The sequence below is a fragment of the Pseudomonas brassicae genome (genome assembly GCF_010671725.1).
GTDB lineage: Bacteria > Pseudomonadota > Gammaproteobacteria > Pseudomonadales > Pseudomonadaceae > Aquipseudomonas > Aquipseudomonas brassicae.
Map to the genome: position 1 here is coordinate 1 of NZ_JAAHBU010000288.1, position 13,936 is coordinate 13,936.

At 63.3% G+C, this 13,936-nt stretch carries 12 protein-coding genes and 2 pseudogenes; 10 read left to right on the forward strand and 4 right to left on the reverse strand.

The window, feature by feature from the left end; genetic code table 11:
- A partial coding sequence (locus G3436_RS18795) for a 2-thiouracil desulfurase family protein (RefSeq protein WP_163947958.1) occupies window positions 1–396 on the forward strand: 396 nt, incomplete at its 5' end.
- On the opposite strand, the gene G3436_RS18800 is transcribed toward G3436_RS18795, so the two are convergent.
- Entirely contained in the window at window positions 341–895 is a 555-nt protein-coding gene (locus tag G3436_RS18800) for a transporter substrate-binding domain-containing protein (protein ID WP_163947961.1), read from the reverse strand. The two genes, G3436_RS18795 and G3436_RS18800, sit on opposite strands and share 56 nt — an antisense overlap.
- Before the next feature lie 230 nt (window positions 896–1,125).
- On the opposite strand from G3436_RS18800, the gene G3436_RS18805 reads away from it, so the two are divergent.
- Window positions 1,126–1,599 carry a DUF4399 domain-containing protein gene (locus G3436_RS18805; RefSeq protein WP_163947964.1) on the forward strand — a complete coding sequence of 158 codons (474 nt, stop codon included), beginning with the start codon at window positions 1,126–1,128 and terminating at the stop codon, window positions 1,597–1,599.
- 86 nt (window positions 1,600–1,685) lie between these two features.
- Here the strand turns inward: G3436_RS18805 and serA are convergent, their stop codons facing one another.
- Window positions 1,686–2,915, reverse strand: coding sequence for a phosphoglycerate dehydrogenase (serA, locus tag G3436_RS18810; RefSeq protein ID WP_163947967.1), 1,230 nt, complete (start codon window positions 2,913–2,915; stop codon window positions 1,686–1,688).
- Window positions 2,916–3,088: 173 nt separating this feature from the next.
- Here serA and G3436_RS18815 point away from each other — a divergent pair, with 173 nt between their 5' ends.
- From G3436_RS18815 to G3436_RS18830, 4 genes and pseudogenes are all read left to right on the forward strand, one after another.
- Window positions 3,089–4,486 carry an FAD-binding oxidoreductase gene (locus G3436_RS18815; RefSeq protein ID WP_163947970.1) on the forward strand — a complete coding sequence of 466 codons (1,398 nt, stop codon included), beginning with the start codon at window positions 3,089–3,091 and terminating at the stop codon, window positions 4,484–4,486.
- Between the two features lie 41 nt (window positions 4,487–4,527).
- On the forward strand, window positions 4,528–5,193 hold the full coding sequence (locus G3436_RS18820) for a fumarylacetoacetate hydrolase family protein (RefSeq protein ID WP_163947973.1): 666 nt from the start codon (window positions 4,528–4,530) through the stop codon (window positions 5,191–5,193).
- Between the two features lie 405 nt (window positions 5,194–5,598).
- Window positions 5,599–6,287 (forward strand): annotated as a pseudogene (locus G3436_RS18825) (SdiA-regulated domain-containing protein).
- 45 nt (window positions 6,288–6,332) lie between these two features.
- Complete coding sequence (locus tag G3436_RS18830) at window positions 6,333–7,271, forward strand: SdiA-regulated domain-containing protein (RefSeq protein WP_163947976.1); 939 nt, start codon at window positions 6,333–6,335, stop codon at window positions 7,269–7,271.
- Between the two features lie 102 nt (window positions 7,272–7,373).
- Here G3436_RS18830 and rpiA read toward each other — a convergent pair.
- A pseudogene (rpiA, locus tag G3436_RS18835) lies at window positions 7,374–8,044 on the reverse strand (ribose-5-phosphate isomerase RpiA).
- Window positions 8,045–8,180: 136 nt separating this feature from the next.
- Between rpiA and ilvA the strand changes: the two are divergent.
- Together ilvA and G3436_RS18845 are read left to right on the forward strand one after the other, a co-directional pair.
- Window positions 8,181–9,695 (forward strand): threonine ammonia-lyase, biosynthetic, encoded by a 1,515-nt coding sequence (gene ilvA / locus G3436_RS18840; protein ID WP_163947979.1) that lies wholly within the window; start codon window positions 8,181–8,183, stop codon window positions 9,693–9,695.
- 40 nt (window positions 9,696–9,735) lie between these two features.
- Window positions 9,736–10,164, forward strand: a complete 429-nt coding sequence (locus G3436_RS18845) for a DUF2269 domain-containing protein (RefSeq protein ID WP_163947982.1) — start codon at window positions 9,736–9,738, stop codon at window positions 10,162–10,164.
- Between the two features lie 103 nt (window positions 10,165–10,267).
- On the opposite strand, the gene G3436_RS18850 is transcribed toward G3436_RS18845, so the two are convergent.
- The gene (locus G3436_RS18850; protein WP_163947984.1) at window positions 10,268–10,924 is read right to left on the reverse strand and encodes a histidinol-phosphatase; all 657 of its coding nucleotides are present in this window, start codon (window positions 10,922–10,924) and stop codon (window positions 10,268–10,270) included.
- Window positions 10,925–11,064: 140 nt separating this feature from the next.
- Here G3436_RS18850 and G3436_RS18855 point away from each other — a divergent pair, with 140 nt between their 5' ends.
- On the forward strand, window positions 11,065–11,544 hold the full coding sequence (locus G3436_RS18855; protein ID WP_043863449.1) for an RNA pyrophosphohydrolase: 480 nt from the start codon (window positions 11,065–11,067) through the stop codon (window positions 11,542–11,544).
- Window positions 11,545–11,566: 22 nt separating this feature from the next.
- Complete coding sequence (gene ptsP / locus G3436_RS18860; RefSeq protein ID WP_163947987.1) at window positions 11,567–13,846, forward strand: phosphoenolpyruvate--protein phosphotransferase; 2,280 nt, start codon at window positions 11,567–11,569, stop codon at window positions 13,844–13,846.
- The last annotated feature ends 90 nt before the right edge of the window (window positions 13,847–13,936 follow it).

Below are 13,936 nucleotides of genomic sequence, written 5' to 3' on the forward strand. Positions count from 1 at the left end.
CAGCGTGAAGGCCGCGTGGTCGCGCTGTGCCCGGAAGTGGCGGGCGGCTTGCCCACGCCACGCCCGGCCGCCGAGATCCCGGGCGGCCAGGGCCGTGCCGTGCTGGACGGTCAGGCGCAGGTAGTGACGGTGCAGGGCGAAGACGTCACGCCGGCATTCGTGCAGGGGGCACGCCTGGCGCTGGCACTGGTGCAGCGCCATGGCATTGGTATCGCCGTGCTCAAGTCAGGTAGCCCGTCCTGCGGCAACCTGCTGACCTATGACGGCACGTTCAGCGGCACCAAGGTGGCGGGCGAGGGGGTGACCACCGCGCTGTTGCGCCAGGCCGGGGTGCAGGTGTTCAGTGAGCTGGAACTCGACGCGGCCGTGCAGGCACTGGCCGCGCTCGAAGGCTAGGGCGCCGGTGCAGCGTCGACTCGTCGGCAGGCGGTGTACGCGGTTGTGCCAGCGCGGCCAGCCGGCCATCTTCCCTGATGCGCTGCAGGGCATTGTTCACGGCGCTTGCGAAGGCCGGGTTGCCTTTCTGGAAGGGCACCGCGTAGGCCGACTGCTCAGCGCCTTGGGTATAGGGCTGGCTGAAGTCCAGGCGCTGCTTGAGTTCATCGCTGGGCGTGATCTGGTCCAGGGCAATGTCGTAGCTGCCTTTCTCCACGCCTTCCAGCAGTTCGTCCTGGGTGACTGCGACGAACTCGACCTTCACGTCCAGCTCGTTGGCCAGGGCCTGGCCGAGCCCGATTTCGAAGCCAGTCCATTGGCCGTCCTGCTTCACGTTGTTCGCCGAGTCGGCGTTGATTGCAATGCGCAGTTCATTGCGATCATTCACTTCGTCAATCAACTCGGCATGTGCCAACGGGCTGAGCAGGGCTGCAAGCACTACTCCAATGGTCAAACGCATCTAAGCCCCTTACTTTTTCTTTGGCAGTGAAATCCAGTCGCTGCGACTTTCTGTACCTGTCGCTGTCGAACAGTGTCTAGGACCGCACGGGGCCAAGGATGTTAGATGCCACGGGAAGTTTTTTCCGCGGCGTTTTTCAAGCCTGCCTTGGCGCAATTGATCTATGGTAGTAAACCGTTGCCCCAGGATTCAGGGGTAAGCATTACCGAAGTAAATCACAGGAGAAGTGAATGAAAAGCCTATTTTCGCGTGCTGCCGTTGCTGGCTTGTTGATGGGCGTATCCGCCCTGGCTGCCGCTGAAGGCCTGGTCAGCCAGGCGCCGCCCAAGGATGCCAAGGTGTTCATTGTTTCCCCGGCCGATGGTGCGACGGTCGACAAGACCTTCACCGTCAAGTTTGGCATCGAAGGCATGGAACTCAAGCCGGCCGGTGATCAAACCCCGCATACTGGCCATCACCACCTGCTGGTGGACGTCGACCAGGCGCCGGCCGTCGACCAGGTATTGCCGACCAGCCTGATGCCGGAAAACGGCCAGCCGCTGCCCGCCGGGCCGCAGGTGCTGCATTTCGGCAAGGCGCAGACCGAAACCCAGCTGACCCTGGCGCCGGGCAAGCACACCCTGCAACTGGTGCTGGGCGACAAGTTCCATGTGCCGTTCAAGCCGAGCGTCGAATCGCAGAAGATCACCGTGACCGTGAAGTAAATCGCGGGCATGAAAAAGGCGACCCCAGGGTCGCCTTTTTCATGCAATCAGTGCTGCATTCTTCGCTGGCAAGCCAGCGAAGCTGTTTAGAACAGCACGCGCGAGCGGATGGTGCCCTTGATGTGCTGCAGCTTCTCTTGCGCCAGGTCCGAGTACTCGGCATCGACGTCGATCACCACGTAGCCGACCTTCTCGTTGGTCTGCAGGAACTGACCGGAGATGTTGATCGAGTTCTCGGCGAACACTTTGTTGATCTCGCTGAGCACACCCGGAATGTTTTCGTGGATGTGCAGCAGGCGGTGCTTGCCAGGGTGCGCCGGCAGGGCCACTTCAGGGAAGTTGACCGACGACACGGACGTACCGTTGTCGCTGTACTTGACCAGTTTCTCGGCCACTTCCAGGCCGATGTTGGCCTGGGCTTCGGCAGTCGAACCACCGATGTGCGGGGTCAGGATCACGTTGTCCAGGCCACGCAGCGGGCTTTCGAACTGTTCGTCGTTGGAGCGCGGCTCGACCGGGAACACGTCGATGGCGGCGCCGATCAGGTGCTTGTCCTTGATCGCTGCAGCCAGGTGATCCAGCTCGACCACGGTGCCGCGGGCGGCGTTGATCAGGATCGAGCCCTTCTTCATTGCGCGGATTTCTTTTTCGCCGATCATCCACTGGGTGGAGGGCAGCTCAGGCACGTGCAGCGAGACGATGTCGGCCAGGCCCAGCAGCTCGTTCAGGCTGGTGACCTGGGTCGCATTGCCCAGTGGCAGCTTGGTCAGCGGATCGTAGAAGAACACCTGCATGCCCAGGCTTTCGGCCAGGACCGACAGCTGGGTACCGATCGAGCCATAGCCGACGATGCCCAGCTTCTTGCCACGGATCTCGAAGGAGTTGGCCGCGCTCTTGATCCAGCCACCACGGTGGCAGGAGGCGTTCTTCTCGGGGATGCCGCGCAACAGCAGGATCGCTTCGGCCAGCACCAGTTCGGCGACCGAACGGGTGTTGGAGTACGGTGCGTTGAACACCGCGATACCGCGCTCGCGAGCGGCGGACAGGTCGACCTGGTTGGTACCGATGCAGAAACAGCCGACAGCGACCAGTTTCTTGGCGCAGTCGAATACTTCTTCGGTCAGCTGGGTGCGCGAACGAATGCCGATGAAGTGGGCATCAGCGATCTTTTCCTTCAATTGCGCATCCGGCAGGGAACCGGTGAGGTACTCGATGTTGCTATACCCGGCGGCCTTGAGGACGTCCACGGCGGATTGGTGGACGCCTTCGAGGAGAAGGAACTTGATCTTGCTCTTATCGAGAGAAGTCTTGCTCATCTGCGTAAACCTGTGTCCCGGAGAAAAAATGGCAGGGAAGTGAAGCTGTCGCAGTATCGGCCTTAAGCACGACCAGCGGGGTGCGTATGCTAGCATAGGCACCCCCGGATACGCCCATCCCTGGCACGTGAAGAGTGCTCAGGGTGACTATGAATTGTTCGAGAGTTCTGTTGATGACCGATCGTGCACTGGTAGATGAGCTGTTGACCCTGGTTGAGCCTGGCAAGGTGCTGACCGATGCTGCTTCCCTCGAAGCCTACGGCAAGGACTGGACCAAGCATTTCGCTCCGGCCCCGCTGGCCATCGTGTTCCCCAAGAGCACCGAGCAGGTGCAGGCCATCGTGCGCTGGGCCAACCAGCGCCAGGTCGCACTGGTGCCGTCTGGCGGGCGCACGGGCCTCTCGGCCGCGGCGGTGGCGGCCAACGGCGAGGTGGTGGTTGCGTTCGACTACATGAACCAGATACTCGCGTTCAACGAGTTCGACCGCAGTGTGGTGTGCCAGCCGGGGGTGATCACCGAACAGCTGCAGACCTTTGCCGAAGACCAGGGCCTGTACTACCCGGTCGACTTCGCCTCGGCAGGTTCCAGCCAGATTGGCGGCAACATCGGTACCAATGCCGGCGGGATCAAGGTGATTCGCTACGGCATGACCCGCAACTGGGTGGCTGGCCTCAAGGTCGTCACTGGCAAGGGCGACCTGCTGGAGCTGAACAAGGACCTGATCAAGAACGCCACCGGCTATGACCTGCGCCAGCTGTTCATTGGCGCCGAGGGCACGCTGGGCTTCGTGGTCGAGGCCACCATGCGCCTGGACCGTGCCCCGAACAACCTCACCGCGATGGTGCTGGGCACCCCGGACTTCGACTCGATCATGCCGGTGCTGCACGCGTTTCGCGACAAGCTCGACCTGACCGCCTTCGAATTCCTCTCCGACAAGGCCCTGGCCAAGGTGCTCGGCCGTGGCGATGTGCCCGCACCGTTCGACACCCCATGCCCGTTCTATGCATTGCTGGAGTTCGAAGCCAGCACCGAAGAGGTTGCCAACCAGGCCCTGGCCACCTTTGAGCACTGCGTCGAGCAGGGCTGGGTGATCGACGGGGTGATGAGCCAGAGCGAGCAGCAGTTGCAGAACCTGTGGAAGCTGCGCGAGTACATCTCCGAGACCATCTCGCACTGGACCCCGTACAAGAACGACATCTCGGTTACCGTATCGAAAGTACCGGCTTTCCTGAAGGATATCGACGCGATCGTCGCCGAACGTTATCCAGATTTCGAAGTGGTGTGGTACGGCCACATCGGTGACGGCAACCTGCACCTGAACATCCTCAAGCCCGATGACATGAGCAAGGACGAATTCTTCGCCCGCTGTGCCACGGTGAACACGCAGGTGTTCGAAACCGTGCAGAAGTACAATGGCTCGATCTCGGCCGAGCATGGCGTGGGCATGACCAAGCGTGATTACCTTGGCTACAGCCGTTCGCCGGCCGAAATCGAGTACATGAAGGCGGTGAAGGCGGTGTTCGACCCGAACGGGATCATGAACCCGGGCAAGATCTTCCCCGCCCTGTGACCCCAGTCGTAGCGCCAACAACATCGTTCCAGGAGTCGGCAATGAACTATCAGCACCAGTATGTAGACGGTACGCGCACTCACCTGCCGCTGGGCAAGGTGGTGTGCATCGGGCGCAACTACGCCGAGCACGCCAAAGAGCTGGACAACCCGATTCCGTCCGAGCCGCTGCTGTTCATCAAGCCGGGCAGTTGCGTGGTGGCGCTGGACGGTGGCTTCAAGATCCCGGCCGAGCGCGGCGCGGTGCACTACGAAGCGGAAATTGCCGTGCTGCTGGGCAAGTCGCTGTCGCCTGCGCCGACCGAGGAAGAAGTGCTGGACGCCATCTCCGGCTTCGCCCCGGCACTGGACCTGACCCTGCGCGACCTGCAATCGCAGCTCAAGGACAAGGGCCTGCCGTGGGAACGCGCCAAGTGTTTCGACGGTGCCTGTGTCCTGACGCCGTTCGTGCTCGGCAGCAGCTTTGAAGACCTGGCCGACATCGGCATCCGCCTGACCATCAATGGCCAGGTGCGCCAGGACGGCAACAGCGCGCTGATGCTCAACCCGATCGTGCCGATGATCCAGCACATGGCCTCGCAGTTCTCGTTGCAGGCCGGTGACGTGATCCTCACCGGCACCCCGGCCGGTGTCGGCCCGCTGAGCGCGGGCGACACGCTGGTGCTGGAGCTGCCAGGTGTCAGCCGTTTCGAAGGCGCGGTGCGCTGATCGGCCCGGTGGCAATCGCAGGCCGGTTGCCACCTTCACCTACCTTCATGCTCGGGTTTTGCCGTTTTTTTCACAAATGATCCGGATAATGTCTGCCGATCATCCCCCGTGAACGTGCCGGAATCGTGTGATCATCTGGCGAAAAAACAGCAGGAACACCCGATGGCAACGCCTTATCCCCCCAGCGGTTCGGTCCCCCCTGCGCGCAAGCGCCACTTCGTGTTGCGCTGGTCGACCCTGCTGGTAACCGCGGTGGTGATCGGCTATGGCGTGGCCATGGCCATGCACTGGGACGACCGCGGCCTGTTGTGGTTGCAGGAGCGCTTCGAGTCGCAGAGCGAGCAGCAGGCCAGTATCTGGTTGCCCGACTACAAGGTCGATATCGACGCCAAGGTGCTGCCGGGCATGGCCGAGGATGAAGCCTCGGACCTTGCCTACGACCCGCAACGCAAGACCCTGTTCGCCGTGATGGGCAAGCACCCGTTCCTGGTGGAGTTGAGCCTGGACGGCGAGGTGCTGCGCAAGATACCGCTCAAGGGCTGGAGCAACCCCGAGGGGGTTGCGGTGCTGGCTGACGGGCGCCTGGCGATCGTTGACGAGCGTGATCATCTGATGACCCTGGTCAGCCTCGATGACAGCACCCAGGCACTGAACATTGCTGACTTCCCGCAGTACGACCTGGGCCGCTCGGACAACCAGAACAAGGCGTTCGAGGCCATTGCCTGGGACCCACGGCGCAGCGCATCGTGCTGGGCGAAGAGCGCCCGCCGCGGCTGTTCAGCTGGAGCACCGATGGCCGCTCGGCGCTGACCGGCGACAAGCAGCCACTGCCCAATGACGAACTCGACCTGCGCAACCTCTCGGCGCTGGGTATCGATCCGCGCACCGGGCACATGCTGGTGCTGTCGGCCGACTCCAATCTGCTGCTGGAGCTCAACGAGCAGGGCGAGCAGGTCAGCTTCATGACCTTGCTGGGCGGTTTCAACGGCCTCGAAAAGCGCATTCCACGCGCCGAGGGCGTGGCCATGGACGAACACGGCACCTTGTATATCGTGAGTGAGCCCGACCTGTTCTATCGCTTTCGCAAACCTTGAGTGCCAATAGTGGCATTAAGCTTTGATTCAGCTCGGCATGCTTAGATGCAGGCTGAACCCTGTCGAGTCTTCCTGAATGCGTCGTCATGTCCGTTTACCCTGATTGTTCTGCTCCTCGCCCTGCTGGTGCTGGGGTTTCTCGGCGTAAAGGGCCAGGAGCGCCGGTTGTTCGAGCGCGCCTGGTTCAACGTGCAGGCCTGGTGGCAGCCGGCCGAGCAGAGCATGGGGCTGGGGCAGTACAAGGTGGTGATCGAAGCGCGTGCGGTCGAGGGCCTGCGTGCCGACATTTCGGCGCTGACCTTCGACCCTGACCGTGGCAGCCTGTACACCGTCACCAACAAGAATCCCGAGCTGATCGAGTTGTCCCTGGATGGGCGTATCCTGCGGCGTGTGCCGCTGGTGGGCTTCGGCGACCCGGAAGCGGTGGAGTATGTGGGGCCGGGCAGCTTCGTGATCACCGACGAGCGCGAGCAACGCCTGATCCTGGTGCGCCTGAGCGATGCGACGCGGTTCCTGGATGCCAAGGACGCCGAGCAACTCACGCTGGGTATCGGCCTGAACGGCAACAAGGGCTTCGAGGGCCTGGCGTACGATTCGGGTGCCAAGCGCCTGTTCGTGGCCAAGGAGCGCGACCCGATGCTGATCTACGAGGTGCACGGCTTCCCGCATGACAACCCCGAGCAGCCCTATGCGGTGCACGTGGTACAGGACCGCAAGCGTGATTCGCGGTTGTTCGTGCGGGACTTGTCGAGCTTGCAGTTCGATGAGCGCAGCGGGCATCTGCTGGCGCTGTCGGATGAGTCCAAGCTGGTGCTGGAGCTGGACGTGAAGGGCAAGCCGCTCAGCAGCCTGTCGTTGCGCAAGGGGTTTGCGGGGTTGCAGGCCAGCGTGCCGCAGGCCGAAGGGATCGCGCTGGACGATGCCGGGACGCTGTATGTGGTGAGTGAACCGAACCTGTTCTACGTGTTCAAGAAGACCGAGTAGCCACCTTCGCTGGCAAGCCAGCTCCCACAGGGTTTCGTGTACGCCGCAAATCCTTGTGGGGGCTGGCTTGCCAGCGAAGGGCTGCAAGGCAGCCCGGCTTTATTACTTGCTCAGTGTCTTCACACCGTCCGCAGTCCCCAGCAACAGCAAATCCGCCGGCCGCGCCGCGAACAGCCCGTTGGTGACCACGCCCACGATCGCATTGATCTGGGTTTCCAGCTCCACCGGGTTGGTGATCTGCAGGTTGAACACGTCCAGGATAATGTTGCCGTTATCGGTCACCACGCCTTCGCGGTACACCGGGTCGCCGCCCAGCTTCACCAGCTGCGCGCCACGTGGCTGCGCGCCATCGGGATCACTTCGACCGGCAGCGGGAAGGCGCCCAGCACCGGCACCAGCTTGCTGGCGTCGGCGATGCAGATGAAGGTCTTGGCCACGGCCGCAACGATCTTCTCGCGGGTCAGGGCCGCGCCGCCGCCCTTGATCAGGTTCAGGTGCTCGTCGCTTTCGTCGGCGCCGTCGACATAGAACTCCAGGTCGCTGACGGTATTAAGCTCGTACACTGGAATACCATGGCCTTTCAGGCGTGCCGCAGTGGCTTCGGAGCTGGCGACCGCACCGTCGAACGCGCCCTTGTGCTGGGCCAGGGCATCGATAAAGCAGTTGGCCGTCGAGCCAGTGCCCACGCCGACAATGCTCTTGTCATCGAGCTTGGGCAGAATGAAATCGACAGCCGCCTGGGCGACGGCCTGTTTGAGTTGGTCCTGGGTCATGCGGGCTCCGAAGCGGGGAGGAGTATCGTGAGGGCGCGTAGTATAGCGGCTAAAACCACAGACTGGCTGTGGTCGCCCGACCGGGCGCTGCGGTAGACTCCGAGGCCCCGCCCAGCCGCCCAGTGATGCGTTCCCGATGCTCCAACAGTACGTCAAGAAGATCCTCACCTCGCGCGTTTACGACGTCGCCGTCGAAACCCCGTTGCACGCCGCCGGCCAACTGAGCAAGCGCCTCGGCAACCAGGTGCTGCTCAAGCGCGAAGACCTGCAGCCGGTGTTCTCGTTCAAGATCCGCGGTGCCTACAACAAGCTGGCGCAACTGACCGCCGAAGAACTGGCGCGTGGCGTGGTCACCGCCTCGGCCGGCAACCATGCCCAGGGCCTGGCGCTGGCGGCGCGCGAGCTGGGTATCAAGGCCACCATCGTGATGCCCAAGACCACCCCCGAGATCAAGGTCGAAGGCGTGCGCTCGCGCGGTGGCAAGGTGGTGCTGCATGGCGACTCGTTCCCCGAGGCGCTGGCCTACTCGCTCAAGCTGGTGGACGAAAAGGGCTTCGTCTACATCCACCCCTATGACGACCCGCACACCATTGCCGGGCAGGGCACCGTGGCCATGGAGATCCTGCGCCAGCACCCCGGCCCGCTGGACGCGATCTTCGTGCCGGTCGGCGGCGGCGGATTGATCGCCGGTATCGCGGCCTATGTGAAATACCTGCGCCCCGAAATCAAGGTGATCGGCGTCGAGCCGGACGACTCCAACTGCCTGCAGGCGGCCATGGCTGCCGGTGAGCGCGTGGTGCTGGGGCAAGTGGGGCTGTTCGCCGATGGCGTGGCGGTGGCGCAGATCGGCCAGCACACCTTTGACATCTGCAAGGATCACGTCGATGAGGTGATCACCGTCAGCACCGACGAGATCTGTGCGGCGATCAAGGATATCTACGACGATACCCGCTCGATTACCGAACCTGCCGGCGCGCTGGGCGTGGCCGGGATCAAGAAGTATGTCGAGCTGCGCGGCGTCACCGGCCAGACCCTGGTGGCGATCGACTCGGGTGCCAACGTCAACTTCGACCGCCTGCGCCACGTGGCCGAGCGCGCCGAGCTGGGCGAGGGCCGCGAAGCCATCATCGCGGTCACCCTGGCGGAAAAACCGGGCAGCTTCAAGGCGTTCTGCGAGGCCATCGGCAAGCGCCAGATCACCGAATTCAACTACCGCTACCATGCCGACGGCGAGGCGCACATCTTTGTCGGCGTGCAGACCCACCCCGACACCGATCCGCGCAGTGCCTTGCTGCAGAGCCTGGCCGAGCAGGGCTTCCCGGTGCTCGACCTGACCGACAACGAGCTGGCCAAATTGCACATCCGTCACATGGTGGGCGGGCATGCGGCGCGGGTCAGCGACGAGCTGGTGCTGCGCTTCGAGTTCCCGGAGCGGCCTGGGGCGCTGTTCAACTTCCTCAACAAGCTGGGCGGGCGCTGGAACATCTCGATGTTCCACTACCGCAACCATGGCGCGGCCGATGGTCGCGTAGTGGCCGGGTTGCAGGTGCCCGATGATGAGCGCCACCTGGTGCCAGCGGCACTGGCCAAGATCGGCTACCCGTATTGGGATGAAACCGAAAACCCGGCGTACCGGTTGTTTCTGGGCTGAGCGGCTACGCTGTTGGGCAGAGCCCGAGGAATAAACAAACATGGAATTGCTGACCACCCTGAAAACCCTTCACGTGCTGGGCACCGTGCTGCTGCTGGGCAGTGCCCTGGGGCTGGCGCTGTGGCTGTGGCGGGCCCGGCGGCGCGGTGATGCGCAGGTGCACACGCGGGTGCTGCAGCGGCCGTTGCTGTTTGCCTGGTTGCTGATGGGTGTGTGCCTGCTGAGCATGCCGTTCAGTGGCTGGTGGCTGGTGCACCTGGTGGGCTGGCCGCTGGGGCAGACCTGGGTGCTGGGGTCGAGCCTGCTCTACACGGTGGGAGCGTTCTGCTGGGTGTGGCTGAGTGTGCGCTTGAACCGGTTGCGGAGCGCACCGGGCACCGGTAACCCCAAGGTGACGCTGGGCTTGGCGGTGTTCTGCGCCGTGTGCTTCATTGCGATTGCCGGGCTGATGGGCGCCAAACCGGTCTGACGCCTTCGCCGGCAAGGCCGGCTCCTACAGGTATTGCGCCGATCTTGAAGGCGGCGCGGTCCCTGTGGGAGCTGGCTTGCCAGCGAAGGGCCCAGCACGATTCTCAGTCGCGCAGGCTGATTACCGGCCAGCCACGCTTCTCGGCTTCTGCCCGCAGGTTCGGGTCCGGATTCACCGCCACCGCATGCGTCACCTGTTCCAGTAGCGGCAGGTCGTTCATCGAATCGCTGTAGAAGTAGCTGTCCTCCAGCGTGAAGCCGTTCTCTTGCAGCCAGCGGTTCAGGCGTGTCACCTTGCCTTCACGGAAACACGGTACATCGGTACTACGCCCGGTGTAGCGCCCGTCGGCCATCTCGCATTCGGTCGCCAGCAGGGTCTCCACGCCCAGGCGCGTGGCAATCGGCCCGGTGACGAAACGGTTGGTGGCGGTGATGATCACCAGCTTGTCGCCCGCGTCGCGGTGCTTTTGCAGCAACGCCAGCGCCTGGGGCAGCACGATCGGCTCGATGCAGTCGCGCATGAAGTCGCGGTGCCATTCGTCGAGTTGGGCCATCTCGGTGCGGGCCAGGATCTCCAGGGTGAATTCCAGGTAGGCGTTCAGGTCCAGCTTGCCGGCCAGGTAGTCCTGGTAGAACTCATCGTTGCGGTTCTTGTAGGCGATGGGGTCCAGAATGCCGCGCTCGCACAGGTAATCGCCCCAGGCGTGATCGCTGTCGCCGCCAAGGAGGGTGTTGTCCAGATCGAATAAAGCCAGGCGCATTGAAGTCACTCGCATAACATCTGAAAAGGCCCACAGAATACGGACTTTTGCCAACCGTGCACATAAGGTGGAGCGGCGCGTTGCTGGCGTTGCAGGCTTTGTGGAACAATGCCCCGACATGCGTTTGCGAGGTTGCTGCCGTGATCGACCCCGATGGTTTTCGCCCCAATGTCGGGATCATTCTGACCAATGATCTCGGGCAGGTGCTATGGGCTCGGCGGATCAACCAGGATGCCTGGCAGTTTCCCCAGGGGGGGATCAACCCCGAAGAGACGCCGGAAGATGCCTTGTACCGCGAGCTGAACGAAGAAGTGGGCCTGGAGCGGCAGGATGTTGAAATTCTTGCCTGCACCCGTGGCTGGTTGCGTTATCGTTTACCCCAACGCCTGGTGCGTACCCACAGCCAACCGCTGTGCATCGGCCAGAAGCAGAAGTGGTTTCTCCTGCGCCTGGTCTCCAACGAGCAGCGGGTGCGGATGGATTTGACCGGTAAACCGGAATTCGATGGTTGGCGCTGGGTCAGCTATTGGTATCCGTTGGGCCAGGTGGTGACATTCAAGCGCGAGGTTTACCGCCGCGCTCTCAAAGAGCTTGCCCCGCGCCTGCTGGCGCGCGACTGACGACGGAGTTCGACCCCGAGCCATGCTCAATACGCTGCGCAAGATCGTCCAGGAAGTTAACTCCGCCAAGGATCTCAAGACGGCGTTGGGGATCATTGTCTTGCGCGTCAAAGAGGCCATGGGCAGCCAGGTCTGTTCCGTCTACCTGCTCGACCCCGAGAGCAACCGTTTCGTATTGATGGCCACCGAAGGCCTGAACAAGCGCTCCATCGGCAAGGTCAGCATGGCCCCCAACGAAGGCCTGGTCGGCCTGGTGGGCACCCGCGAAGAGCCGCTTAACCTCGAAAACGCCGCCGATCACCCGCGCTACCGCTACTTTGCCGAAACCGGCGAGGAGCGCTTCGCCTCCTTCCTCGGTGCGCCGATCATCCACCACCGCCGCGTGGTCGGTGTGCTGGTCATCCAGCAGAAAGAACGTCGCCAGTTCGACGAGGGCGAAGAAGCCTTCCTGGTGACCATGAGCGCCCAGTTGGCCGGGGTTATCGCGCATGCCGAGGCCACCGGTTCGATTCGTGGGCTGGGGCGCCAGGGCAAGGGCATCCAGGAAGCCAAGTTTGTCGGCGTGCCCGGCTCGCCGGGTGCGGCGGTGGGTACTGCGGTGGTGATGCTGCCGCCGGCCGACCTGGACGTGGTGCCGGACAAGACTGTCACCGACATCGAGGCCGAACTCAAACTGTTCAACAACGCCCTCGAAGGCGTGCGCAGCGACATGCGCAACCTCTCGGCCAAGCTCGCCACCCAACTGCGCCCAGAAGAGCGCGCCTTGTTCGACGTGTACCTGATGATGCTCGAAGACGTCGCCCTGGGCGGCGAGGTGGTCGAGGTCATCAAGACCGGCCAGTGGGCCCAGGGCGCCTTGCGCCAGGTGGTGGGCGAGCACGTCAACCGCTTTGAACTGATGGACGACGCCTACCTGCGTGAGCGCGCCTCCGACGTGAAAGACCTCGGTCGGCGCCTGCTGGCCTACCTGCAGGAAGCCCGCCAGCTGACCCTGGTGTACCCCGACAACTCCATCCTGATCAGCGAAGAGCTGACCCCGGCCATGCTCGGCGAAGTGCCCGAAGGCAAGCTGGTGGGACTGGTGTCGGTACTCGGTTCGGGCAACTCGCACGTGGCGATCCTGGCGCGCGCCATGGGCATCCCGACGGTGATGGGCCTGGTCGACCTGCCGTATTCGAAGGTCGACGGCATCCAGATGATCGTCGACGGCTACAAGGGCGACGTCTACACCAACCCCAGCGACGTGTTGCGCAAGCACTACACCGAAGTGGTCGAGGAAGAACGCCAACTGGCCCAGGGCCTGGACGCCCTGCGCGAGCTGCCGTGCGAGACCCTCGACGGCTACCGCATGCCGCTGTGGGTCAACACCGGCCTGCTGGCCGATGTGGCGCGGGCGCAGCAGCGCGGCGCCGAAGGGGTGGGGCTGTACCGCACCGAAGTGCCGTTCATGATCAACCAGCGCTTCCCCAGCGAAAAGGAGCAGTTGGCGATCTATCGCGAGCAGTTGGCCGCCTTCCACCCGTTGCCGGTGACCATGCGCAGCCTGGACATTGGTGGCGACAAGGCGCTGTCGTACTTCCCGATCAAGGAGGACAACCCGTTCCTGGGTTGGCGCGGTATCCGCGTGACGCTGGACCACCCGGAGATCTTCCTGGTGCAGACCCGCGCCATGCTCAAGGCCAGCGAAGGCCTGAACAACCTGCGCATTCTGCTGCCGATGATTTCCGGGATCCACGAGCTTGAAGAAGCCTTGCACCTGATTCACCGGGCCTGGGGCGAGGTGCGCGACGAGGGCACCGACGTGCCGATGCCGCCGGTGGGGGTGATGATCGAGATTCCGGCGGCGGTGTACCAGACCCGCGAGCTGGCGCGCATGGTCGACTTCCTGTCGGTGGGCTCCAACGACCTGACGCAATACCTGCTGGCGGTGGACCGCAACAACCCGCGCGTCGCCGACCTCTACGACTACCTGCACCCGGCGGTGCTGCAAGCCTTGCAACATGTGGTGACCGCGGCGCATGCCGAGGGCAAGCCGGTGAGCATCTGCGGCGAGATGGCCGGTGACCCGGCGGCGGCGGTACTGCTGATGGCGATGGGCTTCGACAGCCTGTCGATGAACGCCACCAACTTGCCGAAGGTGAAATGGATGCTGCGCCAGATCAGCATGAGCAAGTCCAGGGAGTTGCTGGAGCAGGCCATGGGCATCGACAACCCGCAGGTTATCCACAGTTCGCTGCAATTGGCGCTGAAGAACCTGGGGTTGTCGCGGATGATCAATCCCGGGGCGTCCAAAACCTTGTGAAGCCGGGCCGCGTTGCGGCCTTCGCTGGCAAGCCAGCTCCCACAGCGATGGCACCCCTCTCTCAAGGACAGTGACTTACCTGTGGGAGCT